The following is a 25,275-nucleotide window of genomic DNA, read 5'->3' as shown; positions in this document are numbered from 1 at the left end:
AGCACGTAGCGGATGTTATTTGCCAAACGTGACGTTGATACCGGCGAACAGGGTGAACTGCGGCAGGCCGTCGCCCTTGCGCGCGACCGTCCACTGCGGTTCGAGGAACGCATTGAGGATATTGCTGCCGGACTTCCACGCCTTGCCCCCACCGAAACCGATGGGGATGTAATGGGTGTCGTTCTTCAAGTCGAAGGTCCAGATGCCGGTCGAACGCAAGTACCAGCCCTTGGGCAGGTTGTGCATGAAGAATGGCTGCAGGGTCGCGGTTTCAACGTGTTCACGGTCGTGATCGCCGGCGAACGAGCTCTGGTACTGCACCAGCGCGCCGAGCAGGCCTCGTGGCGAGGCGTCGATGGCCACGGCGGCCAGGCCGGCCTGCCATTTGCCGGTACCCAGCTCATCCTGTTCAGCGGTGGGCGCGGTGAGTTGCGGGCCGATACCCAGTTGTACGCCTTCGGTCTTGAGCAGGAAGATATCGAACAGGTTCAGGTCACCCATGCCCGTGCTGTAGCCGTTGCGCGGATCGGGACGGGTGCTGATCGGCAGGGTGACACGCAGCAACTGGGGGACAGGGATAACGTCGTTGGCGGCCATCGGCAGGGCGCCCCGCAACAAGGCGTCATTGGTGTGGGCGTTGGTGTCGTACAGGCTGGGGGTGTAGTAATCCTGGAGGTTGAGGCCGGGGGCCAGGCTCAACGGGTTGTTACTCTTGTTCGCCGTCTCGGCGTTATCCGCCAACGCGCCAGCGGCAGGCAGCAGTGTGGTGGCCAGCAGCAGGACCTTGCGTGACATTCCCTTTGACATCGTTCCCTCGTATCCCTGGTGGCTCGATCATCGCTTCAGTGCTTGATGGTCGATTGCTTTGTAGTATTTATTCTGGAGAGCCGTAGGACGCAGCGGGTTAAGTTAGCATTAAACACGGTAACGACCGCTCGTCGTCATTGAATATTTCAATATGTGTCGCAGTTCACCTAAATGTTTCCAATGAAATTCATTTGAATCATTGGGTTAGGTTTTGAAATTACGGTAATGCCTTAATGGTTGGGGCGGGCCCGTGGACGCTGATTCAATGGAAGGTTGGCGCTGATGCCGGTAATGGAAATCACGACCCAGGCCAAAGGGCGTACACCCGACGAGGTCCGGGATTTCTGCCTTGAGGGTCGCCATTTTCTGAAGACTTTCCCAGGGCGAATCATCCTTTGGGGGGATATTGATCTTCAGCGCGTGATACACACCGCTAGGTACGCGTTTCGATGGCTGCGCGGGATGTTTGGCTTGAAATCGGTCGACTGGGCGGTGGCCGCTCGAGGGGGCTGCGACCGTCATGTCATCGATGCAATGCTCAAGGGGCCGATGTGGGTATTTCGTCATGAGCATTGGGTTGAGGTTGGGGAGGATGGGACGCTGTACCGATTGGGTGACTTTTGCTGCCATTGATGGGGCGCTGGTGGAGTGGAAGTGATGAATGGCTACATGCTCAGGATAATTGAGGCGCGGCATCGAAATATCGTGCGGTTGCTTAATTCATTGATGAGGTCGTAGTCTAATCAGTATCAAATGGGCGATCTGGATCTTGGGCGGCGGATACGTAAAACATTCAGTTCTTTCGTGTGTTTGGTGATGTATTCTGCTCGATTAAGTACACTCTGATGAAGATTGATGAGATTGGTTTTTTTAATGGTTTTATCTGTCGATGACAACATTTGATAGGCGTAATGGCTTACCGCGCTGTCGAAGTGCTCGGTGTACAGATAAGTGCCTCCAGCATTTGGTAGTAAAAATGGCTCCCCTACTTGGGGGATGCCCCCTTTGAATTGAAATGTCTCTGCGTTGTCATTGAAGTAGTTGAAGCGGGTGCTTGAGTTTTCTGGGCTTTGCATCCTGCCAGGAGACAGCGAATAGTTGAGGCTTTTACTGTTAAGCAGATTTTCTGCATCGGTTATCAATTTTGTTTGTTGTGCTGGAAAGAGTGGGTTGCTCATGTGTAGGATGGTTTTTTTAAACATTTCTCTGGCATGATCTGGTTGAATATTTTTTACAAGTGCCAGCAGTCCAGTGTTGTTGTTAGTCGTTGGTGTTGATGGGTGTGGCATTGGAAAATATTTGTAGAAGTAAGCTAGCAAAGATGCAGGGGCATGCCCTGAGGGATCTTGTAAATTTATAGGGTTGTATGAACAGTATGAGTAAGCATTCGATCCTCCGCCTCCAAATGGACTCCAATTGTCCGGGCTATTAAATCGCATCAACACCGGATTAAACGCCCGATAACCATTGCCCAACAAATAGTGCCCGGTCACCGGATCCCGCCGTTCACCATTGAACCCCAGTAGGCTCAGCAATCCACTGTCGGCGGGGTGATGACCATAGGGTGAGTAGGCGATGGGATGACGCGCGCCGGTGTTGAGTGCATGCAGCACCGAACGCTGCTGATCGGTGGCCAGTAATGTGGCCGCTACCTGCTCCCCGTTGCGCCGCTGTTGCGCCAGCAACTGGTCGTCGTGCTGAACAATCGAGTGTCGCAGCAGCCCTTGGATTTCCGTGGCCAGTCGGGTCTTGCAGTAAAAACGTTGCACCGGTGAATGCCCGGACGGTGAGGTGCCGACAAGCCGGTCCAGCGGGTCGTAACGGTAGTAGCAGAGTACGAAGCCACGGTCTGAATGCATGGCGCGACATCCTGTGTGCTCATGATCACGGGCCTTCAGGTTGGGCGTCGGCGCCAGCGTTGTCTACTAGCAGAACTGCTAGGGAACGCTGTGCGTGCGGGGTGGGTCGCAGGGTCACTGCCGATGGAGAGACCGCAGGTCGCGTCAGTTCCAGGGGGAGTATTTCGCTGCCAGTATCAGGAATCGTCTGACAGCGCGCCGGGGTAGGCTCACCGGCACATTCGTGGTTAACTTCCTGCGCTTCACAACGCTTTACGACTGTTCCCTATCACTGCATATAAAGGACTCCGTTCATGGCTCAAGTCACCCTCAAAGGCAACCCGGTTCAAGTCAACGGCCAACTGCCTCAAGCCGGTTCCAAGGCGCCAGCCTTTTCCCTGGTTGCAGGCGATCTGTCCGATGTGACCCTGGCGAACTTCGCCGGCAAGCGCAAAGTGCTGAACATCTTCCCAAGCATCGACACCCCGACCTGCGCCACCTCGGTGCGCACGTTCAATGCCCAGGCCAATGACGTGGCCAACACCGTTGTGCTGTGCATCTCGGCTGACCTGCCGTTCGCCCAGGCACGCTTCTGCGGCGCTGAAGGCCTGGAAAACGTCAAGAACCTGTCGACCCTGCGCGGCGCCGAGTTCATCGAGCAGTACGGCGTGGCGATTGCTGACGGCCCGCTCAAAGGCCTGACCGCGCGCGCGGTGGTGGTGCTGGACGAAAACGACAACGTGCTGCACAGCGAACTGGTCAAGGAAATCGCTGACGAGCCGAACTACGCGGCGGCGTTGTCCGTTCTGAAATAATCGCGTTTACAATTGTTAACGGCCTGGCCCTGTCCAGGCCGTTTTCATTTGTGCTTCAGTAATTTAGCAAACACTCGCAATCGTCAGCTGAAGGTAAATTGCCGGTAAAGGCGCTTTGCTTATCTGCCACTAGTGCTTATCGTTCAGCCTCCCGTATCAAGATGCCCACGCGCCCAATGGTTAATCATTCCATGCAACCCTCTGCTTCCCGTAATCCTCGTCGCTGGCTGTTCGGCCTGCTGGTTCTGTTGGTCATTGCCGGCCTGTGCTGGATGTTCTGGCCAGGTGCGGCGACGCAAAAGGACGGCGCCGCGGCAAAAGCCGCGAACGGCCATGCCGGCAGGGCAGGCGGAATGCGCCCCGGATTTGGCGGCGCGACGGGGGCGGTGCCGGTACGGGTGGCCCCGGCGGTGCTGGGGGATTTCCCGCTGTACTACAAGGCGCTGGGCACGGTCACGGCGTTGAACACCATTAATGTGCGCAGCCGGGTCGGCGGCGAGCTGGTGAAAATCGCCTTTGAAGAAGGGCAGATGGTCAAGTCCGGCGACCTGCTGGCCGAAATCGACCCGCGTCCGTATCAGAATGCCTTGCTCCAGGCCGAAGGGACCCTGATGCAGAACCAGGCGCAGTTGAAAAACGCCCTGGTGGACCTGGAGCGTTATCGCGGCCTGTATGCCGAAGACAGTATCGCCAAGCAGACCCTGGACACCGCCGCCGCGCTGGTTGGGCAGTATCAGGGCACGGTGAAGACCAACCAGGCGGCGGTCAACGACGCCAAGCTCAACCTTGAATTCACCAGGATCCGCGCCCCGATCACCGGTCGGGTCGGTCTGCGGCAGCTCGATGTCGGCAACCTGGTGGCCGCCAACGACACCACCGCGCTGGCAATCATCACCCAGACCCAGCCGATCAGCGTGGCGTTCACCTTGCCGGAAAACAGCCTGGACGTAGTGCTGGCTCGTTACCGTTCCGGCGCCAGGCTGCCGGTCGAGGCCTGGGACCGTGGCGACAACAAGCTGCAGGCCAGCGGCCTGTTGCATAGCCTGGACAACCAGATCGACACCACCACCGGTACCCTGAAGTTCAAGGCGCGCTACGACAACCGCGACCAGGCGCTGTTCCCCAATCAGTTCGTCAACGTCCGCCTGCTCGCCGACACCCTCAAGGGGGTGATCCTGGCGCCTTCGGCGGCCATTCAGTTCGGCACCAACGGCACCTTCGTCTATGCCCTGGACGGTGACAAGAAGGTCACCATCCGCATCTTGAAGATTGGCGCCAGCGACGGCGACAACACCGTGATCCAGGAGGGCTTGAAGCCCGGAGATAGGGTGGTCCTGGAAGGCACCGACCGCTTGAAAGAGGGCAGTGAGGTCGAAGTGGTCAACGACAGTGACACGGTACCCGCATCGCCGGCGGACAGCCTGCACAGCCAGGCCACTGACGGCGCCTCCGCACCTGCTGCCACCGGCAAGGCCCTCAAGGGCGGCGCATGAACATCTCGCGCCTGTTCATCCTGCGGCCGGTTGCCACGACCCTGAGCATGCTGGCCATTGTCCTGGCCGGCTTGATCGCCTATCGCCTGTTGCCGGTGTCGGCGTTGCCCCAGGTCGACTACCCGACCATCCGGGTCATGACCCTGTACCCGGGCGCTAGCCCGGACGTGATGACCAGTGCGGTCACCGCGCCCCTGGAGCGCCAGTTCGGGCAAATGCCCGGCCTGACCCAGATGGCCTCGACCAGTTCCGGCGGCGCCTCGGTGATCACCCTGCGCTTCAACCTCGAGATCAACATGGACGTGGCCGAGCAGCAGGTGCAGGCGGCGATCAATGCCGCGACCAACCTGCTGCCCAAAGACCTGCCGGCACCTCCCGTGTACAACAAGGTCAACCCGGCGGACACCCCGGTGCTGACCCTGGCGATCACCTCCAAGACCATGCTGCTGCCCAAGCTCAACGACCTGGTCGACACGCGCATGGCGCAAAAGATCGCCCAGATCAGCGGCGTCGGCATGGTCAGCATTGCCGGCGGTCAACGCCAGGCGGTGCGGATCAAGGTCAACCCGCAGGCCCTGGCGGCCAGCGGCTTGAACCTGTCGGACGTGCGCAGCCTGATCGGCGCCTCCAACGTCAACCAGCCCAAAGGCAACTTCGACGGCCCGACCCGGGTGTCGATGCTCGACGCCAACGACCAACTGACCTCGCCCAAGGATTACGCCGAGCTGATCCTGGCCTACAACAACGGCGCACCGTTGCGGCTCAAGGATGTGGCGCAGATCGTCGACGGCGCGGAGAACGAGCGCCTCGCGGCCTGGGCCAACGAAAACCAGGCGGTGCTGCTCAACATCCAGCGCCAGCCCGGGGCCAACGTGATCGAGGTGGTCGACCGGATCAAGGCCCTGTTGCCGAGCATTACCGATAACCTGCCGGCCGGCCTCGACGTCGTGGTGTTGACTGACCGCACCCAGACCATTCGGGCCTCGGTCACCGACGTGCAGCATGAGTTGCTGATCGCCATTGCCCTGGTGGTGATGGTGACGTTCCTGTTCCTGCGTCGCGCCAGCGCCACCCTCATCCCATCGATTGCCGTGCCCTTGTCGCTGATCGGCACTTTCGGGGTGATGTACCTGGCCGGGTTCTCGGTCAACAACCTGACCTTGATGGCCCTGACCATCGCCACCGGCTTCGTGGTGGACGACGCGATCGTCATGCTGGAAAACATTTCGCGCTACATCGAGGAGGGCGATAGCCCCCTGCAGGCGGCACTCAAGGGCGCCAAGCAGATCGGCTTTACCCTGGTCTCGCTGACGTTGTCGCTGATCGCGGTGTTGATCCCGCTGCTGTTCATGGCGGATGTGGTCGGGCGGTTGTTCCGCGAGTTCGCCATTACCCTGGCGGTGGCCATCCTGATTTCCCTGGTGGTCTCGCTGACCCTGACGCCGATGATGTGCGCGCGCTTGCTCAAGCGTGAACCAAAACCTGAAGAGCAGGGCCGTTTCTACCGGGCCAGCGGCGCGTGGATCGACTGGCTGATCGCCGCCTATGGCCGGCAGTTGCAATGGGTCCTCAAGCACCAGCCGCTGACCCTGTTGGTCGCCATCGCCACCCTGGGCCTGACGGTGGTCCTGTACCTGGTGGTGCCCAAGGGCTTCTTCCCGGTGCAAGACACCGGGGTGATCCAGGGGATTTCCGAAGCGCCGCAGTCGATCTCCTTCGCCGCCATGAGTGAGCGTCAGCAGGAACTGGCCAGGGTCATCCTGAAGGACCCGGCGGTGCAGAGCCTTTCTTCCTATATCGGCGTGGATGGCGATAACGCCACGCTCAACAGCGGCCGCTTGCTGATCAATCTCAAGCCCCACCGGGAACGCGACCTGAGCGCGACCGAGGTCATCAGCCGCCTGCAGCCGCAACTGGACACCCTGGTGGGCATTCGCCTGTTCATGCAGCCGGTGCAGGACCTGACCATCGAGGACCGGGTCAGCCGCACGCAGTACCAGTTCAGCATGTCGTCACCGGATGCCGAACTGCTCAGCCAGTGGAGTGGTCGCCTGGTCGAAGCGCTGGCCCGCCAGCCCGAGCTGACCGATGTCGCCAGCGATCTGCAGGACAAGGGCTTGCAGGTGTACCTGGTGATCGACCGGGACGCGGCTTCGCGCATCGGGGTGTCGGTGTCCAACATCACGGACGCGCTGTACGACGCCTTCGGCCAGCGGCAGATCTCGACCATTTACACCCAGGCCAGCCAGTACCGTGTGGTACTGCAGGCCAGGGATGGCGAGAAGATCGGCCCGCAGGCGCTGGAGCAGATCTACGTCAAGACCACCGACGGCGGCCAGGTCCGCCTGTCCAGCCTGGCCCGGATCGAAGAGCGCCAGGCCCAGTTGGCGATTGCCCATATCGGCCAGTTCCCGGCGGTGATGGTGTCGTTCAACCTCGCGCCCGGGGTGGCCCTGGGGCAAGCGGTGGCGTTGATCGAGCAGGTCGAGCAGGAGATCGGCATGCCGATCGGGGTGCAGACCGAGTTCCAGGGCGCGGCCCAGGCGTTCCAGGCTTCGCTGTCGAGCACCTTGCTGCTGATTCTGGCGGCCGTGGTGACCATGTACATCGTGCTGGGGGTGCTGTACGAAAGCTACATTCACCCGATCACCATTCTCTCCACCTTGCCTTCGGCCGCTGTCGGCGCCTTGCTGGCGTTGCTGCTCAGTGGCAACGACCTGGGGATGATCGCCATTATCGGCATCATCCTGTTGATCGGCATCGTCAAGAAGAACGCGATCATGATGATCGACTTCGCCCTGGAGGCCGAGCGCAATCAAGGCATGGACCCGGCGACGGCGATCTATCAGGCAGCGTTGCTGCGGTTCCGGCCGATCCTGATGACCACCCTGGCGGCGTTGTTCGGGGCAGTGCCCTTGATGCTCGCCACCGGTTCCGGCGCTGAACTGCGCCAACCCCTGGGGTTGGTGATGGTGGGCGGCTTGCTGGTCAGCCAGGTATTGACGCTGTTCACCACGCCGGTGATCTACCTGTATTTCGACCGTCTCGGTCGACGCTGGCGGCGTGCGCCTGAGCGTCTGGAGTCGGTAGAACAGCCATGAACCTGTCCGGACCTTTCATCAAGCGCCCGGTAGCGACCATGTTGCTGAGCCTGGCAATCATGCTGCTGGGCGGCGTCAGTTTCGGCCTGTTGCCGGTGTCGCCTTTGCCGCAAATGGACTTCCCGGTGATCGTGGTCCAGGCCAGCTTGCCGGGTGCCAGCCCCGAGGTCATGGCGTCCACCGTGGCCACGCCGCTGGAACGATCCTTCGGTGCGATTGCCGGGGTCAACACCATGAGCAGCCGCTCCAGCCAGGGTTCGACCCGGGTGATCCTGCAATTTGACCTGGACCGCGACATCAACGGCGCGGCGCGGGAAGTGCAGGCGGCGATCAACGCCTCGCGCAACCTGCTGCCCAGCGGTATGCGCAGCATGCCCACTTACAAGAAGGTCAACCCGTCCCAGGCGCCGATCATGGTGCTGTCGTTGACCTCCGACGTGCTGGAAAAAGGCCAGCTGTATGACCTGGCCTCGACCATCCTCTCGCAAAGCCTGTCCCAGGTGCCGGGGGTGGGTGAAGTGCAGATCGGCGGCAGCTCCCTGCCGGCGGTGCGCATCGAGCTTGAGCCACAACTGCTGAACCAGTACGGCGTGGCCCTGGATGACGTGCGCAACACCATCGCCAACGCCAACGTGCGCCGGCCCAAGGGCTCGATCGAAGACGACCAGCGCATGTGGCAGGTGCAGGCCAACGACCAGTTGGAACGGGCCAAGGATTACGAGCCGCTGATCATTCGCTACCAGAACGGATCGGTGTTGCGCCTGAGCGATGTGGCCAAGGTCTCCGATGGCGTCGAGGACCGCTACAACAGTGGCTTCTTCAATGACGACTCGGCGGTATTGCTGGTGGTCAACCGCCAGGCCGGCGCCAACATCATCGAGACGGTCAACGAGATCAAGGCCCAACTGCCCGCGTTGCAGGCCGTGTTGCCGTCCAGCGTCAAACTGAACCTGGCGATGGACCGCTCGCCGGTGATCAAGGCGACCCTGCATGAAGCGGAAATGACCCTGCTGATCGCCGTGGCGCTGGTGATCCTGGTGGTGTTCCTGTTCCTCGGCAACTTCCGCGCCTCATTGATCCCCACGCTGGCGGTGCCGGTGTCACTGGTCGGCACCTTTGCGGTGATGTACCTCTACGGGTTTTCCCTGAATAACCTGTCGCTGATGGCGCTGATCCTCGCCACCGGCTTGGTGGTGGACGATGCAATCGTGGTGCTGGAGAACATCTCCCGGCACATCGATGACGGTATCGCGCCGATGAAGGCCGCCTACCTGGGGGCCAAGGAAGTCGGTTTCACCCTGTTGTCGATGAACGTGTCGCTGGTGGCGGTGTTCCTGTCGATCCTGTTCATGGGCGGGATCATCGAGAGCCTGTTTCGCGAGTTCTCGATCACCCTGGCGGCGGCGATCGTGGTGTCGCTGGTGGTGTCCCTGACCCTGACCCCGATGCTCTGTGCCCGCTGGCTCAAACCCCACACGCCGGGTCGGGACAACCGCCTGCAGCGGGGCAGTCGCAAGGCCAACGACTGGATGGTCAAGCACTACGCCAGCAGCCTGGACTGGGTGCTGCGTCATCCGCGACTGACCCTGTTCAGCCTGTTCATTACCATTGGCGTCAACGTCGCGTTGTATGTGGTGGTGCCAAAAACCTTCCTGCCCCAGCAGGACACCGGTCAACTGATCGGTTTTGTCCGGGGTGACGACGGGCTGTCCTTCAGTGTGATGCAGCCGAAGATGGAAATCTTCCGCCGTGCGGTGTTGAAAGACCCGGCCGTGGAAAGCGTCGCCGGGTTTATCGGCGGAAGCAACGGCATCAACAACGCCTTCATGCTGGTACGCCTGAAACCGGTCAAGGAGCGCAAGCTCTCGGCGCAGAAGGTCATCGAACGCCTGCGCAAGGAAATGCCCAAGGTACCCGGTGCCCAGTTGATGCTGATGGCCGACCAGGACCTGCAGTTCGGCGGCGGCCGCGAGCAACAGTCGTCCCAGTACAGCTACATCCTGCAGAGCGGCGACCTGTCGGCATTGCGCGAGTGGTACCCGAAAGTGGTGACCGCGCTCAAGGCGTTGCCGGAGCTGACCGCCATCGACGCCCGGGAAGGGGCCGGGGCGGCGCAGGTGACACTGGTGGTCGACCGCGACCAGGCCAAGCGCCTGGGCATCGACATGGACATGGTCACCTCGGTGCTGAACAACGCCTACAGCCAGCGGCAGATTTCCACCATCTACGACAGCCTGAACCAGTACCAGGTAGTGATGGAGGTCAATCCGAAGTACGCCCAGGACCCGATCACCCTCAATCAGGTGCAGGTGATCACCTCGACCGGCGCGCGGATTCCACTGTCCGCCATTGCCCACTACGAAAACAGCCTGGAAAACGACCGCGTCAGCCATGAAGGGCAATTCGCCTCCGAAAGCGTGTCGTTCGACATGGCCGAAGGGGTGACCGTGGAGCAGGGCGGCGCGGCGATCGAACGGGCGATCGCCAGGCTCGGCCTGCCGGAAGAAGTGATTGCCAAGATGGCCGGTACCACCGATGCCTTCGCCGCCACCCAGAAGAGCCAGCCGTGGATGATCCTTGGCTCGTTGCTGGCGGTGTACCTGGTGTTGGGAGTGCTCTATGAAAGCTATGTACACCCGCTGACCATCCTTTCCACCTTGCCTTCGGCCGGGGTCGGCGCGCTGCTGTCGATCTATGCGCTGGGGGGCGAGTTCAGCCTGATCTCCCTGCTGGGGCTGTTCCTGCTGATCGGCGTGGTGAAAAAGAATGCCATCCTGATGATCGACCTGGCGCTGCAACTCGAGCGCCAACAGGGCATGGCGCCCCTGGAGTCGATCCGCAGTGCCTGCCTGTTGCGCTTGCGACCGATTCTGATGACCACACTGGCGGCCATTCTCGGCGCCTTGCCGCTGTTGCTCAGCAGCGCCGAGGGCGCGGAGATGCGCCAGCCCCTGGGCCTGACCATCATCGGCGGGCTGATCTTCAGCCAGGTGCTGACGCTTTACACCACCCCGGTGGTTTACCTTTACCTCGACCGTTTGCGCCACCGGGTCAACCGCTGGCGTGGGGTTCGTACCGATGCTGCCCTGGAAACCGCGCTATGACTGACCGCTGCCCATTCAACCTCGATCCCCTGTCGACCCGACGTCTGGTCACGGCCCGCGGCTCGCGGTTGTTGAGCCTGTCCCTCAGCGCCCTGATGCTCAGCGCCTGCGCCATTGGCCCCGACTACCAGCGTCCGAGCGTCGCCTCGCAGGCCCACTATGAGCAGGCTGAAGGCTGGCGTCAGGCCACTCCGAGCGATGCGTTGGCGCGGGGGGCCTGGTGGGAGCTGTATGGCGATCAGCAGCTCAACGGCCTGATCGACGCGCTCAACCGTTCCAACCAGACTGTCGCGCAAGCCGAAGCGCAATACCGTCAGGCCCAGGCCCTGGTGCGCAGTGCCCGTGGTGCGTTCTATCCGACGGTCGACCTGAGCGGCGGCAAAACTCGTTCCAGCCAAGGCTCCGGTAGCAGCAGTTCGAGCCTGAGCAACTCCAGCAGCGGCATCCGCAACACCTACAGTACGGAGCTGGGCGTCAGTTGGGAGGCCGATATCTGGGGCAAGCTGCGTCGGGGCCTGGAAGCCGACGAAGCCAGTGCCCAGGCGAGCTTCGCCGACCTGGCGGCGATGCGCCTGAGCCAGCAGTCGGAACTGGTGCAGAACTACCTGCAACTGCGGGTGATCGATCAGCAAAAGCGCCTGCTGCAAGCCACGGTGGACAACTACCAGCGCTCCTTGACCATGACCGAAAAGCAGTACCGCGCCGGTGTCTCCGGCAAGGACGCGGTGGCCCAGGCGCAAACCCAGCTCAAGACGACCCAGGCCGATCTGGTCGACCTGATCTGGCAGCGTGCGCAATTCGAGAATGCCATTGCCGTGCTGATGGGCTTGCCACCGGCGCAGTTCAGCCTGGCGGAAATCCAGACCATCCCGGCCTTGCCGCAGGTGCCGGTGAGCCTGCCGTCGCAACTGTTGGAGCGGCGCCCAGACATCGCCTCCGCCGAACGCTCGGTGATCGCCGCCAATGCCAACATTGGCGTGGCGAAGGCCGCCTACTATCCGGACCTGTCGCTGAGTTTGTCCGGCGGCTACAGCAGCAGTACCTCGGCCGACCTGATCAGCCTGCCGAACCGTTTCTGGTCGGTGGGACCGAAACTGGCCATGACCCTGTTCGACGGCGGTCAGCGAACGGCCGAAGTCGACCGTACCGAGGCGGTCTACGACCAGACCGTGGCCAAGTACCGCCAAACGGTGCTCGATGGTTTCCGCGAGGTGGAAAACTACCTGGTACAGCTCAAGGTGTTCGAAGATGAAGCGGCGGTGCGTCAGCAAGCTTTGGATGCCGCCCGTGAGTCGCTGCGCCTGACCCAGAACCAGTACAAGGCCGGGCTGATCGCCTACCTCGACGTGGTGGTGGTGCAGGCCACGGCCCTGAGCAATGAGCGCAGTGTCCTGAGCCTGCAGCAGAGTCGCCTGATCGCCAGCGTCCAGCTGATCGCCGCGCTGGGTGGCGGATGGGACGGGCAGTTGCAGGCCAGCGAAAGCAAATAGGCATCGATGATGGTGCCGCCCAATCCGTGGCGAGGGGGCTTGCTCCCGCTGGGCTGCGCAGCGGCCCTGACCAGGTGATTGTGGTTTACCAGAAAGACCTTGGTTACCGGTTTTTGGGCTGCTATGCACCCCAGCGCGAGCAAGCTCGCTCGCCACGGGTTTGGCATTCCGGGTTTTGCGATGACCGTCGACAGCCTCGCTGCGAAGTACGCCTTCCACTCCAGCGTGAACGCGGCCTTCGTGGCGAGGGAGCTTGCTCCCGCTGGGCTGCGCAGCGGCCCTGACAAGGCAACGGAGGTCTGTCAGAAAGACCTCGGTGACCGGTTTTGGGGCTGCTTTGCACCCCAGCGCGAGCAAGCTCGCTCGCCACAGGGCTGTGTTCGGCATCCAGGGTTTTGCGATGACCGTCGACAGCCTCGCTTCGCAGTACGCACTCCACTTCAGCGTGAACGCGGCCTTCGTGGCGAGCGAGCTTGCTCCCGCTGGGCCGCGCAGCGGCCCTGACTAGGCGATTGTGGTTTGCCAGAAAGACCTCGGTTACCGGTTTTGGGGCTGCTTCGCACCCCAGCGGGAGCAAGCTCGCTCGCCACAGGGCTGTGTTCGGCATCCAGGGTTTTGCGATGATCGTCGACAGCCTCGCTGCGAAGTACGCCTTCCACTCCAGCGTGAACGCGGCCTTTGTGGCGAGGGAGCTTGCTCCCGCTGGGCTGCGCAGCGGCCCTGACAAGGCAACGGAGGTCTGTCAGAAAGACCTAGGTGACCGGTTTTGGGGCTGCTTTGCACCCCAGCGCGAGCAAGCTCGCTCGCCACAGGGCTGTGTTCGGCATCCAGGGTTTTGCGATGACCGTCGATAGCCTCGCTGCGAAGTATGCCTTCCACTCCAGCGTGAACGCGGCCTTCGTGGCGAGGGAGCTTGCTCCCGCTGGGCCGCGCAGCGGCCCTGACAAGGCAATGGTGGTCTGTCAGAAAAAACCGGGCGATCGCTTTGGGGCTGCTATGCAGCCCAGCGCGAGCAAGCTCGCTCGCCACGGGTTTGGCATTCCGGGTTTTGCGATGACCGTCGATAGCCTTGCTGCGAAGTATGCCTTCCACTCCAGCGTGAACGCGGCCTTCGTGGCGAGGGAGCTTGCTCCCGCTGGGCTGCGCAGCGGCCCCGGGAAGGCGATTGTGCTCTGTCAGAAAAAACCGGGCGATCGCTTTGGGGCTGCTATGCAGCCCAGCGCGAGCAAGCTCGCTCGCCACATGAAAGCGTGATGTCGACCCCTTCTGGAACACACCCTTACACCCCGTAAGGGCATGTCTGGGCTTGTTACAGACTTTTCGTCCGACTACTGGCCTTTTGGCTACTTTGCAGGTGCGTTCGGCGACGGAATCAGTACAATCGCCCACTTTCGCCCCACGAGCACGGACGCAGCATGGTAGGGCTTTTTTCGAGAAGTCTGATGCTCATCGGTAGCTATTCCCCCGCCCTGGTTCTTATCTCGCTCTGTGTAGCGATACTTGCGTCCTATACCGCACTGGACCTGACCGGCCGTATTGCCACGGCCAAGGGACGGGCAGTCCACCTGTGGACGGCCGGTGGCGCCCTGGCCATGGGGATCGGGGTCTGGTCCATGCATTTCATTGGCATGCTGGCCTTCAGCTTGCCGATCAACCTGGGCTATGACTTCGCAATCACCGCGTTGTCGCTGGTGATTGCGGTGGTGTCCTGTGGCTTTGCCCTGTGGCTGGTCAGCCAGCCACGCCTGCCGGCCTGGCAACTGGCATTTGGTGCTTTGATCATGGGCGCCGGGATCAGTGCGATGCACTACACCGGCATGGCCGCCCTGCGCATGACGCCGGGCATCGATTATGACCCGACCCTGTTCGGCGCCTCGCTGGCGATTGCCGTCGGAGCATCGGCCGCGGCACTGTGGATCGCCTTCCGGTTGCGCCAGAACACCCCGTACGTGCGCTTTGCCCGGGCCGGGGCGGCGATCATCATGGGCATTGCCATTGTCGGCATGCACTACACCGGGATGGCCGCCGCGCAATTTGCCGACGGCAGCTTTTGCGGCGCGACCCTCGATGGCTTGAGCGGCAAGGGCCTGGACAACCTGGTACTGGTCACCACCCTGGCGGTGCTGAGCATTGCCCTGCTGACCTCCATCCTCGATGCGCGCCTTGAAGCGCGCACTGCCGCGCTGGCCAACTCCCTGACCCAAGCCAACCGTGAACTGACCCAATTGGCGTTGCACGACACGCTCACCGGGCTGCCCAACCGCGTGTTGCTGGCCGACCGTATCGACCTGGCCATGCAGCGGGTGCAGGAGCAGGGCGGCTGCTTTGCGCTGATGTTCATTGACCTGGACGGCTTCAAGCCGGTCAACGACGCCTTCGGTCACCATATGGGCGACCAGTTGCTGCGCGAGGTGGGCGTGCGCCTGCGTGAGGATTTGCGCAGCCAGGACACCCTGGCGCGCATCGGCGGGGACGAGTTCGTCCTGTTGGTGCAGCTCGCCGAGGCGGACGATGCCTTGCGTCTGGCCGCGCGGCAGGTGGGGCTGATCGCGCGAGCATTCCGGGTCGGGGAGCACGATCTGCAGATCTCAGCCAGTGTCGGTATCGCGATCTATCCCGGCAACGGTACAACGCCGCAAGAGCTGCTGATGAATGCCGACGCGGCGATGTATCACGCCAAGGGCACCGGCAAGAACGGCTACCGGTTCTTCGATGCTTCGATGAACACCGATGCACGCCGACAGTTGCAGCTGTTGCAGGATTTGCGCAACGCGGTCGAGCACCGGCAGTTTCACCTGTACTACCAACCCAAGTTCGATGCCAGCAACGGTCAGCCGGTGGGCGCTGAAGCGCTGCTGCGCTGGGAGCACCCGACCCACGGCATGATGCTGCCGGACCGCTTCATTGAACTGGCGGAAAAAACCGGGTTGATCATCCCGATCGGTGAGTGGGTACTCAACGAAGCCTGCCGGCAGATGCGCCTGTGGCACCTTCAGGGCTATGCCAACTGGCGCATCGCGGTCAACCTGTCGGCCTTGCAGTTCTGTCACGAAGGCCTGGTGCAAAGCGTTGCCAACGCCCTGGCGGCCCATGACCTGCCGGCGAACAGCCTGACCCTGGAAATCACCGAGACCACCGCCATGAGTGATGCGGACGCCAGCATGACGGTGCTCCAGCAGCTGTCGGAGATGGGGGTCGACCTGTCCATCGATGACTTTGGCACGGGCTATTCCAGCTTGATGTACCTCAAGCGCCTGCCGGCCAACGAGCTGAAGATCGACCGCGGTTTTGTCCGTGACCTGGAGCACGACAGTGACGACGCCGCCATCGTTTCGGCCATCGTTGCCCTGGGGCAGGCGCTGGGCTTGCGCATTGTCGCCGAAGGGGTGGAAACCGGCGTGCAACAGGACTTCCTCACGCAGTTGGGCTGCGATTCGCTGCAGGGTTATCTGTTGGGTCACCCGTTGCCGGCCGAGCGCTTCATGGTCGACATCCACCGTGCCGAGCAACGGGCTGCCAGCTGATCACCACGCACATTGTCTGACCGGTGGGCGCTGGCTTGCCAGGGCAGGCAGCAGTGGGTTTGCCGCCCTCGACAAGCCTGCCGGATGCCGGGTTTGCCTGACCCAGGACATGCAAAAGCCGGCGCTGGCGGGTATTCTTGGCACGCAAGGCTTCAGCTCAAACCAGGGGGAGAGATCAGCATGGACAAAGTCATCGTCATCACCGGTGGCGGTCGGGGGATCGGTGCCGCCACGGCGTTGCTGGCGGCCAGGCAGGGGTACCGCGTCTGCATCAACTACCAGTCCGACGAGCAGTCCGCACAGCGGGTACTGGAGCAGGTGCGCGACCTTGGCGCCCAGGCCATCGCCGTACGCGCCGACGTCAGTATCGAAGATGAAGTGATCAGTCTGTTCCAGCGGGTCGACCAGGAACTGGGCCGCGTGACCGCATTGGTCAACAACGCCGGCACCGTCGGCCAGAAGTCGCGGGTGGAGGAGATGTCCGAGTTCCGCATCCTGAAAGTCATGAAAACCAATGTCCTGGCGCCGATCCTCTGTGCCAAGCACGCACTGTTGCGCATGTCACCCAGGCACGGCGGGCAGGGTGGCAGCATCGTCAACGTCTCGTCGGTCGCTTCGCGACTCGGCTCACCGGGTGAGTATGTCGACTACGCGGCCTCCAAGGGCGCGCTGGATTCGTTCACCATCGGCCTGTCCAAGGAAGTCGCCGGCGAAGGCATCCGCGTCAACGCGGTGCGCCCGGGTTACATCTACACCGACTTCCATGCCCTGAGCGGCGATCCGGATCGGGTCAGCAAACTGGAGTCGGGCATTCCGATGGCGCGCGGCGGTCGGCCGGACGAAGTGGCCGAAGCGATTATCTGGTTGCTGTCGGACAAGGCGTCCTATGCCACCGGAACCTTTGTCGACCTGGGGGGCGGGCGCTAGTGTCCTGTCTCGCAAAGACCGTTCTTTTTTGACGGCGTCCGTTGCCGCTCCTCGTCTGACAACGGCCACTCGTCAAACGAGGAACGTATTGGTGAGACCGGACACTAGACCTCGCCCAGCAGGCTTTTGACCTTGTCGCGCAGTTGATCGATGGAGAACGGCTTGCCGATCACCGACATGCCGTCAGGTACTTCAATGCTTGCGGCATAGCCACTGGCAAACAGAATCGGCAGGTTGGGGCGCAGTTCGCGGGCGCGCATGGCCAGTTCCTTGCCATCCATTTCCGGCAAGCCCACATCGGTCATCAGCAGGTCGATCGTATTCGACTGGTTTTCCAGCAGGATCAAGGCGTCCGTGCTGCCTTCGGCCGCAAGCACCTTGAACGCCAATTCCTCGAGCACATCGACGATCAGCATGCGCACGATGGTGTCGTCTTCGACGACAAGGATGGTGGCGGTGGCGGACATAAGGACTGTTCTCAAAAGGGCGTTCGGTGACCGGGGCCATCACAATGTCCGGCCTCATTGGTCAATGATTGCCGGTACCCGACCCGTTCGCAACGCTGTACAGCAAAGCGTTAATGTACAGGAATCGGCGGCGGTCTTGCGCGTATCGGGATCATTAGAGGGCAATACCGGCAATTGCTGGCTAGGCTGTCAGAAACATGGATCCCAAATTCGCTTTTGGGGCAAACCCCTTCTCTTGTGACAGTTCACCAAGGCCTCTCAATGAACGCTTCGTCTTCGGTTGATGAGCAAAGCTTTCGCAAACTCCTGAGTCGTAACGTCAGTTTGCCGCTGGGTGTGGGTGTCCTCAGCGTCGTGTTCTTTGTCTCCCTGATCAGCTACCTGATGTCGGTCATGCAGAAGGTCGAGCATACCGACCGGGTGATCAATAACGCCAACGAAGCGGTGAAGCTGACGGTTGACCTGGAAACCGGCATGCGCGGTTATCTGTTGACCGGTGACGCGCACTTCCTTGACCCCTATGAAACGGCGAAGCCGCGAATCATTGTGGCGCTCAACACCTTGCAGGAGCTGACGGCGGACAACCCGGTACAGCTTGACCGGTTGCATCGGATCGAGGCGTTGCAAACCGAGTGGAATGCCTATGCCCAAACGATGATCGACCTGCAGCGTAGCAGCGGCGACTACCGCGCGGCGGTGAAGGTCGGTCGTGGCAAGCGCCTGACCGACGAAATCCGCAAACAGTACGAAGACCTCACCGGCATGGAGCAACAGTTGCGCGCCACGCGCAACGAAGAGGTTCGTCGCACGACGATCTGGAGCATCTCCCTGTACGTGCTGTTCATCGTCGGCATCAGTGGCTTGCTGGCTTACGTCGGGCGCCGCGACCTGGTCAGCCTTTCGAAAAGCTACAGTGCCAACCTCGCCGCGCAACAAAAGAGCGCTCGGCGCCTGGAACAGCAAGCCTGGTTGCGCAAGGGGCAGACCGAACTGGCCGGGCAGGTCCTCGGTCAGATGACACTGAACCTGTTGGGTCGAAGCATCCTGCAGTTTTGTGCACAGTACCTGGGCAGTGTCGTCGCTGCCCTGTATGTGAAGGACGACCATGGCGGCCTTGCCCGGGTGGCCACTTATGGTTTCTCCCGTGAGCAGCAAACGCGTGAACAATCGATCGCCAGCGGCGAAGGCCTTGCCGGACAGGCCGCCCGGCAAGGCCGCTTGATCCGCCTGGACGATGTCCCGGGCGACTATTTCAAATTCAGCTCCGGGCTGGGCGAGGGCATGCCCCGCAGCGTGCTCGTGGTGCCTGCCATGAACGACGACCAGGTCAACGGGGTGATCGAGCTGGGCTTTTTGCGTGCCCTGGACGAGCGCGATGTCGAACTGCTGGAGCTGATTGCAGGCAACATCGGCACCTCGCTCGAGGCGGCGCGTTATCGCCAGCGCCTGCAGGACGTGCTGGCCGAAACCCAGCAGCTCAACGAAGAGTTGCAGGTGCAGCAGGAGGAACTCAAGGCGGCCAACGAGGAGCTGGAGGAACAGTCGCGGATTCTCAAGGAGTCCCAGGCCCACCTGGAAACCCAGCAGGTCGAGCTTGAGCAGACCAACGAGCAACTGGCAGACCAGGCGCTCACCTTGGCCGAGCAGCGCGATGTCCTGGACCTGAAAAACACCGAGTTGCACCAGGCCCAAGCCCAGCTTGAAGAGCGTGCCGAAGAACTGCAGCGTTCGAGCAAGTACAAATCCGAGTTCCTGGCCAACATGTCCCATGAACTGCGCACACCGCTGAACAGTTCATTGATCCTGGCCAAACTGCTGGCCGAGAACCCCCATGCGAACCTCAGTGCCGAGCAAGTGCAGTACGCCGAGTCGATCTACTCGGCCGGCAACGACTTGCTGAAGCTGATCAATGACATCCTCGACATTTCCAGAGTCGAGGCCGGCAAGCTGGAGATACGGGCGCAGAACACCCGCGTCGCGCGGCTGGTAGATGGCCTGCGGGGGATGTTCGAGCCGCTGGCCGCCGACAAGCAACTGGTGTTCACGGCTCATGTGCAGACGGATGCAGCGCCGATGCTGTTCACCGATCCCCAGCGCCTGGAACAAGTGCTCAAGAACCTGTTGTCGAACGCGATCAAGTTCACCGAAAAGGGCACGGTCAGCCTGACCGTCATCCGCCAGCCGGACGCCAGTATCGGTTTTGTGGTTCGCGATTCGGGGATCGGTATTGCCGGCGATCAGCTTGAAAGTGTGTTCGAGGCGTTCCGCCAGGCCGACGGCACCACCCATCGTCGTTACGGCGGCACCGGGCTGGGGTTGTCGATCTCGCGGGACCTGGCGGCCTTGCTCGGCGGATCGATCAGCGTCAGCAGCGAGCCGGGGCAGGGCAGCGTTTTCACCCTGGTGCTGCCTGAGCGTTACGTGGAGGACGATGCGCTGCGGACTCAATCGATGAAGGCCACAGTGCCTGCCCCCGCGACGCCCGCCAAACCCCGGGATGGCGCACCGCAGGCACCACGCTTTGCCGATGACCGCGGCAACGCGCCGTTTGCCAGTCGATGCATTCTGGTGGTGGAGGACGAGGTCAACTTTGCGCATATCCTCTTCGATCTGGCGCATGAACTGGGGTATCAGTGCCTGGTGGCCCACGGTGCCGACGAAGGCTACGATCTGGCCACACAGTTCCTGCCCGATGCGATCCTGCTGGACATGCGCTTGCCGGACCATTCCGGTCTGACCGTGTTGCAGCGTCTCAAGGAACAGGCCGACACCCGACATATTCCGGTCCATGTGATTTCGGTCGAGGACCGTGTCGAAGCCGCCATGCACATGGGCGCGGTTGGCTATGCCGTCAAACCGACCTCCCGCGAAGAGCTCAAGGGCGTGTTTGCACGCCTGGAGGCCAAGCTGACGCAGAAGGTCAAGCGGGTACTGCTGGTTGAAGACGACGACTTGCAGCGCGACAGCATTGCCCGCCTGATCGGCGACGATGACATCGAGATCACTGCCGTGGGGCTTGCCCAGGAAGCGCTGGACCTGCTGCGCGAAAACCTCTACGACTGCATGATCATCGACCTGAAGCTGCCAGACATGCTCGGCAACGATCTGCTCAAGCGCATGTCCAGCGAAGACATCTGCTCGTTCCCGCCGGTCATCGTCTACACCGGGCGCAACCTGACCCGTGATGAAGAGGCGGAACTGCTCCGCTATTCACGCTCGATCATCATCAAGGGCGCGCGTTCTCCCGAGCGTTTGCTGGATGAAGTGACCTTGTTCCTGCACAAAGTCGAATCCCGGTTGTCCCATGAACGGCAAAGGATGCTCAAGACTGCCCGCAGTCATGACCGGCTCTTCGACGGTCGCAAGGTGCTGCTGGTGGATGATGACGTGCGCAACATCTTTGCCCTCACCAGTGCCCTGGAGCAAAAGGGCGCCATCGTGGTCATTGGCCGTAATGGCCGCGAGGCGCTGGAAAAGCTCAATGCAGTCGAGGACATCGACCTGGTGCTGATGGACGTGATGATGCCGGAGATGGACGGGTTTGAAGCCACGGCCCGGATTCGCCAGGAGCCGCGCTGGCGCGAGCTGCCGATCATTGCCGTTACCGCCAAGGCGATGAAGGATGATCAGGAGCGCTGCCTGCAAGCGGGTGCCAATGACTACCTGGCCAAGCCCATTGACCTGGATCGCCTGTTCTCGCTGGTTCGCGTGTGGCTTCCGAAGATGGAAAGAATTTAGTGGAGCGCAACTCGGGCACCGCTTGCGAGATCGAACTGCGGTTGCTGATCGAAGCGATCTACCTCAAGTACAGTTACGATTTCCGTGATTATTGTGGTGCGTCGATCCAGCGTCGGGTCAACCACGCGCTGCATCAGTTCGAGTGCAGGACCATCTCCGCCTTGCAGGAGCGGGTGCTGCACGACCCGGCCGAGTTCATGCAGTTGTTGCAACTGCTGACGATTCCAGTCAGTGAGATGTTTCGTGACCCAGCGCACTTTCTGGCCATTCGCCAGGAAGTGGTGCCGCGGCTCAAGACCTATCCATCGATCAAGCTCTGGATCGCCGGTTGCAGCACCGGGGAGGAGGTCTATTCGCTGGCGATTCTGTTGCGCGAGGAGGGGTTGCTGGAACGTACCCTCATTTACGCGACCGACATCAACCCGCGGTCGCTGGAAAAGGCCCGGCGGGGCATCTTCTCCCGGGACAACATCCGCGCCTATACCAGGAATTATCAGCAGGCCGGCGGCCGGCGATCGTTCGCTGACTATTACACGGCCGCCTATGACCACGGGATTTTCGACAAGAGCCTGTGCGAGCACGTGACCTTTGCCGATCACAGCCTGGCAACGGACAGTGTGTTTTCCGAAGTCCAGTTCATTTCATGTCGTAACGTATTGATTTATTTTAATAAAAAACTACAGGATCGGACTTTTGGCTTGTTTCATGAATCGCTGTGCCATCGCGGCTTCCTGGCGCTGGGCAGCAAGGAAACCCTTGAGTTCTCCGCGTACGGCCAGCAGTTCGAGCCTTTGGTCAAACAAGAACGGATCTACCGAAAATGCTAAGCCAGATCCAGGTCAGCGTGCTGACCAATGCCTTGCGTTACAGTGGCAAGGCGCCGATCAGTGTGCATGTCTATCCTGAAGATGGTCAGGCCTGGGTCGAGGTGCGTGACGGCGGGATGGGAATCAGCGAGGATAACCAGAAGCGGATTTTCCAGCAGTTCGAGCAGGTTATCATCGGGAATGAGGTGGCCGGCCTTGGATTGGGGCTGTTCATTTGCGAGCGGATGGTGGTGGCCCACGGTGGCACCCTCCGTGTCGAGAGCAAGATTGATCAAGGCTCGTTGTTCCGTGTTTGCCTGCCTCTGTAGCAAGACGGGCAAAAAAAACGCAACCTCTGCATGACCTTAGGGTCGTAATAACAGCTATTGACCGAACAAAGGCTTCCCATGAGTGAAGATGCACAAGATGTCGTATTGATCGTCGAAGATGATCCTTCGATCCTGATGGTGCTCGCCGCGTATCTGTCGGGTGAGGGTTATCGGGTGTTGCAGGCCGTGGATGGCGAGGAGGCCTTCGCGATTCTGGCCAGCAAGCCCCATCTGGACATGATGATCACCGACTACCGGTTGCCTGGCGGCATCTCGGGGGTACAAATCGCCGAGCCCGCAGTGAAGCTGCGGCCGGAACTGAAAGTGATCTTCATCAGCGGTTATCCGCAGGAAATTCGCGAGTCGGGCAGTCCCATTGCGCAGAAAGCGCCGATCCTGGCCAAACCCTTCGACCTGGACGAGCTGCAGGAACTGATGCAGGAAATGCTGTCCTGAGTCTTTCCCCAAGCTGCGGCGCTTGATCCTGATCGAGCGTCGCCGCCTGCGTTGTACCTCGGCCGATCACAAGCCTTGCTGCAAGGCGGGGTCGTCCGGATTCATCTGCTCAAGCTGTGCCAGCAATATCTGGACATTCTGCAGCTGGCCGCTTTCCTTCCAGTAGTTGATCAGCAATACCCGGGCCTTGCGGTCGGCGGGATGGCGCTGAACGATCTCTTGCAGCTGTTTTTGCGCCGCCTCCAGCTCCTGCTCCTCATGCAGGGTCGTCGCCAGGTCGTAGCGGTATTGTTTGTTATTGGGTTCCAGCTCCACCGCCCTGGACAGCCCCAGCAGGGCGAACTCGTTCTGCCCGTGATGCAGCAGCCACATCCCCAGGGCGTGTTGCAGGTAAGCCGAATCGGGTTGGGCCTTGAGCTGCCTGGCCAGTAACTGCTGGGCCGCTTCGCTTTGCCCCTGCTTATCCAGCACGTCGATTTGCAGCACCAGTGCCGGCAGATTCTCCGGGTCCAGGTGCAAGGTGGCATCGAGCGCCTGCTGCGCCTGCTTCAGTTCGGCGTTGTGCAGGTGCAGGCGTGCCAGTTGGTACTGGCTTTGCGCGGTCACGGGCTGGCTTTTCAGCGACTGCTCATATTCATCGATGACTTGCTGCAAGGGCCCGAAATACAACCCCAGGTCATCGGGCGACAGGCCAAGCAAGGCGTTGGCGGCAGTAAAACGCACGGCTTGCTCACTGTCGTCGAGCAACGGGCCGAGCAACAGACTGCGCTGGCCGCTGGGAACCAGCCCGACGATGCTCTTGATTGCGGCCTGGCGGACCGCGACCGATGGGTTGAGCAAGTCCGCATCCGCCAGCTTCAACGCCTGCGGGCTGGGGTAATTGGGCAGTTCGGCATGCAGCCAGACGCGCCGCTTGTCCGAGATGTCCGGGCGGGCCAGTTGCTGATAGAGCACTCGGGCTGCACCGGGCTTGCCATTGCGTGCCCGTTCCAGGGCTTCGCTATAGCCGCGCTTGATGGTCTCAGGCACCTGGGGGACCGAATCGTGCAGGGAAAACCAGGCGACGGCGATGGCAAACAGGGCAAGCAGGCTGATGATCAAATAGCGGCGAGGCTTGGGCATGCAGTAATCCGGGCGCTGACAACGTGTGCAAGGTTGCAAGCTTCGGTCAGCTGGCGCCGTGAGTCAAACCCGGGGTCAGGTCAACACGTAATTGACCGGTGCCAGTGCCGGTGGAAGGTCGTCATGGCCCAGGGCGGCCAGCACTTCGCGCTCCAGAGTGCGCAGGATGGCATTGCAGGGTAGATCGTTTTCATCGAAGCCGAACGGGTCCTCCAGGTCGTCACCGATTTCGTCGAGACCGAAAAAGGTGTAGCTGACGATAGCGGTAATCACCGGCGTCAGCCAGCCCAGCGGCTCGGCCATGGCGAACGGCAGCAAGATGCAGAACAGGTAAATGGTGCGATGCAGTAACAGGGTGTAGGGGAAGGGCAGTGGTGTGAACTTGATCCGTTCGCAGGCAGCCTGGACCTGGCTCAGGCTGACCAGTCGGTTTTCCAGTTGGGTGTAGCGCCACTCGCTGATCTGTCCATCCTCGGCCAGCTGTGAGCAGCGCGCCCCGGCGCGTTGCAGCAGACAGTCGGTGAGGTTCGGGTGCCGGCGGTCCCGGGTGGTGTCCGCCCAGGGCAGGATGGCGACCGCTTCGTCTTCCAGTCGCAGGCGAGCGACCAGGCCATGGGCAAAGCCGCAAAGCTCTCTGAGCAGCGGTTCGCGCTGGCTTGCACCCTTGAGCATTTGGGTTTGCCGAATCAGCGAGCGCACTTCGACGATCATCTGCCCCAGTTGCTTGCGACCTTCCCACCAACGGTCGTAACAGGCGTTGTTGCGAAAGCTCATGAAAATCGACAGCGACAAGCCCAGCAGGGTGAAGGGCGTGACATTGACCCTGGAGAAGTAGGCCGGGTGCCAGGTTTCCACCAGCACGATGACCGACGCCAGCAGTGTCACCAGCAGGCAACGCAGGGCGATGCGCTTGGCAATCGAACCCTTGAGGGAAAATAGCAGGCCGATCAGGTTGGGCTTGGGGCGGACAATCATGGTGGGGATCTTCGGTGGGTCAGGTGCGTGCGTAGCGGATAAAGGCTAGTGGCCTGCGCAGGGCCTGTCCAATTGCTTTGGCTGACGGGGTGATCGATGGGCTCTATGACGAAGCCAGCTGTGATCAACATCACACAGATGTGGCAAACAACATCGACCCCCGTGGCGAGCGAGCTTGCTCGCGCTGGGTTGCGCAGCAACCCCAAAAAGGTCGCCGAGGCCTTGCCTGAAAGAGCGCAATCACCCGGCCAGGGCCACTACGTGCTGGAGCGCCAGCCCGGCC

General features: G+C 61.3%; 17 protein-coding genes and 1 pseudogene. 13 read left to right on the top strand and 5 right to left on the bottom strand.

The features are described from left to right. Positions 1-15: 15 nt before the first annotated feature. The gene (locus AC3WQN_RS06605; protein ID WP_103401573.1) at positions 16-795 is read right to left on the bottom strand and encodes a hypothetical protein; all 780 of its coding nucleotides are present in this window, start codon (positions 793-795) and stop codon (positions 16-18) included. 294 nt (positions 796-1,089) lie between these two features. Between AC3WQN_RS06605 and AC3WQN_RS06600 the strand changes: the two genes are divergently transcribed. Then, entirely contained in the window at positions 1,090-1,440 is a 351-nt protein-coding gene (locus AC3WQN_RS06600; protein ID WP_256587334.1) for a polyketide cyclase, read from the top strand. A 116-nt stretch (positions 1,441-1,556) separates the two neighbouring features. Here AC3WQN_RS06600 and AC3WQN_RS06595 read toward each other — a convergent pair whose 3' ends face one another. Beyond that, entirely contained in the window at positions 1,557-2,666 is a 1,110-nt protein-coding gene (locus tag AC3WQN_RS06595) for an RHS repeat-associated core domain-containing protein (protein ID WP_103401572.1), read from the bottom strand. A 293-nt stretch (positions 2,667-2,959) separates the two neighbouring features. Here AC3WQN_RS06595 and tpx point away from each other — a divergent pair, with 293 nt between their 5' ends. The 8 genes from tpx to AC3WQN_RS06555 all read left to right on the top strand — a co-directional run bounded on the left by tpx (position 2,960) and on the right by AC3WQN_RS06555 (position 17,099). Beyond that, entirely contained in the window at positions 2,960-3,460 is a 501-nt protein-coding gene (gene tpx / locus AC3WQN_RS06590) for a thiol peroxidase (protein WP_103401571.1), read from the top strand. A 176-nt stretch (positions 3,461-3,636) separates the two neighbouring features. Beyond that, positions 3,637-4,953, top strand: coding sequence for an MdtA/MuxA family multidrug efflux RND transporter periplasmic adaptor subunit (locus tag AC3WQN_RS06585; protein WP_103401570.1), 1,317 nt, complete (start codon positions 3,637-3,639; stop codon positions 4,951-4,953). Next, positions 4,950-8,054 carry an MdtB/MuxB family multidrug efflux RND transporter permease subunit gene (locus AC3WQN_RS06580; RefSeq protein ID WP_103401569.1) on the top strand — a complete coding sequence of 1,035 codons (3,105 nt, stop codon included), beginning with the start codon at positions 4,950-4,952 and terminating at the stop codon, positions 8,052-8,054. The genes AC3WQN_RS06585 and AC3WQN_RS06580 overlap by 4 nt, the downstream gene beginning before the upstream one ends. Beyond that, positions 8,051-11,158, top strand: coding sequence for an efflux RND transporter permease subunit (locus tag AC3WQN_RS06575; RefSeq protein WP_103401568.1), 3,108 nt, complete (start codon positions 8,051-8,053; stop codon positions 11,156-11,158). Before AC3WQN_RS06580 ends, AC3WQN_RS06575 begins: the two co-directional genes overlap by 4 nt. After that, a complete protein-coding gene (locus AC3WQN_RS06570) occupies positions 11,155-12,648 on the top strand; it encodes an efflux transporter outer membrane subunit (protein ID WP_103401567.1) in 1,494 nt (497 codons plus the stop codon). The genes AC3WQN_RS06575 and AC3WQN_RS06570 overlap by 4 nt, the downstream gene beginning before the upstream one ends. Positions 12,649-13,488: 840 nt before the next feature. Next, entirely contained in the window at positions 13,489-13,902 is a 414-nt protein-coding gene (locus AC3WQN_RS06565; protein WP_492589260.1) for a hypothetical protein, read from the top strand. Positions 13,903-14,090: 188 nt separating this feature from the next. Further along, complete coding sequence (locus AC3WQN_RS06560; RefSeq protein WP_103401367.1) at positions 14,091-16,172, top strand: putative bifunctional diguanylate cyclase/phosphodiesterase; 2,082 nt, start codon at positions 14,091-14,093, stop codon at positions 16,170-16,172. A 180-nt stretch (positions 16,173-16,352) separates the two neighbouring features. Next, positions 16,353-17,099, top strand: a complete 747-nt coding sequence (locus AC3WQN_RS06555; RefSeq protein WP_103401368.1) for an SDR family oxidoreductase — start codon at positions 16,353-16,355, stop codon at positions 17,097-17,099. Between the two features lie 104 nt (positions 17,100-17,203). On the opposite strand, the gene AC3WQN_RS06550 is transcribed toward AC3WQN_RS06555, so the two are convergent. Continuing rightward, a complete protein-coding gene (locus AC3WQN_RS06550) occupies positions 17,204-17,566 on the bottom strand; it encodes a response regulator (RefSeq protein ID WP_103401369.1) in 363 nt (120 codons plus the stop codon). Positions 17,567-17,827: 261 nt separating this feature from the next. On the opposite strand from AC3WQN_RS06550, the gene AC3WQN_RS06545 reads away from it, so the two are divergent. The 4 genes and pseudogenes from AC3WQN_RS06545 (at position 17,828) to AC3WQN_RS06530 (ending at position 22,895) form a co-directional block, all read left to right on the top strand. Beyond that, positions 17,828-21,304, top strand: coding sequence for a response regulator (locus AC3WQN_RS06545; RefSeq protein WP_103401370.1), 3,477 nt, complete (start codon positions 17,828-17,830; stop codon positions 21,302-21,304). Next, the gene (locus AC3WQN_RS06540; RefSeq protein WP_103401371.1) at positions 21,304-22,131 is read left to right on the top strand and encodes a CheR family methyltransferase; all 828 of its coding nucleotides are present in this window, start codon (positions 21,304-21,306) and stop codon (positions 22,129-22,131) included. Before AC3WQN_RS06545 ends, AC3WQN_RS06540 begins: the two co-directional genes overlap by 1 nt. Positions 22,132-22,148: 17 nt before the next feature. Beyond that, a pseudogene (locus tag AC3WQN_RS06535) lies at positions 22,149-22,439 on the top strand (sensor histidine kinase); the annotation flags it as partial. A 78-nt stretch (positions 22,440-22,517) separates the two neighbouring features. Further along, positions 22,518-22,895 carry a response regulator gene (locus tag AC3WQN_RS06530; RefSeq protein ID WP_095079059.1) on the top strand — a complete coding sequence of 126 codons (378 nt, stop codon included), beginning with the start codon at positions 22,518-22,520 and terminating at the stop codon, positions 22,893-22,895. A gap of 66 nt (positions 22,896-22,961) precedes the next feature. Here the strand turns inward: AC3WQN_RS06530 and AC3WQN_RS06525 are convergent, their stop codons facing one another. Further along, a complete protein-coding gene (locus tag AC3WQN_RS06525; protein ID WP_103401373.1) occupies positions 22,962-24,017 on the bottom strand; it encodes a tetratricopeptide repeat protein in 1,056 nt (351 codons plus the stop codon). A gap of 75 nt (positions 24,018-24,092) precedes the next feature. After that, positions 24,093-24,992 (bottom strand): bestrophin family protein, encoded by a 900-nt coding sequence (locus AC3WQN_RS06520; protein ID WP_103401374.1) that lies wholly within the window; start codon positions 24,990-24,992, stop codon positions 24,093-24,095. Between the last annotated feature and the right edge of the window lie 283 nt (positions 24,993-25,275).

It is taken from the genome of Pseudomonas sp. FW300-N1A1 (assembly GCF_058789115.1).
Note: the sequence above shows the minus strand (reverse complement) of the source record. Positions and strands in the feature narration are given on the sequence as shown.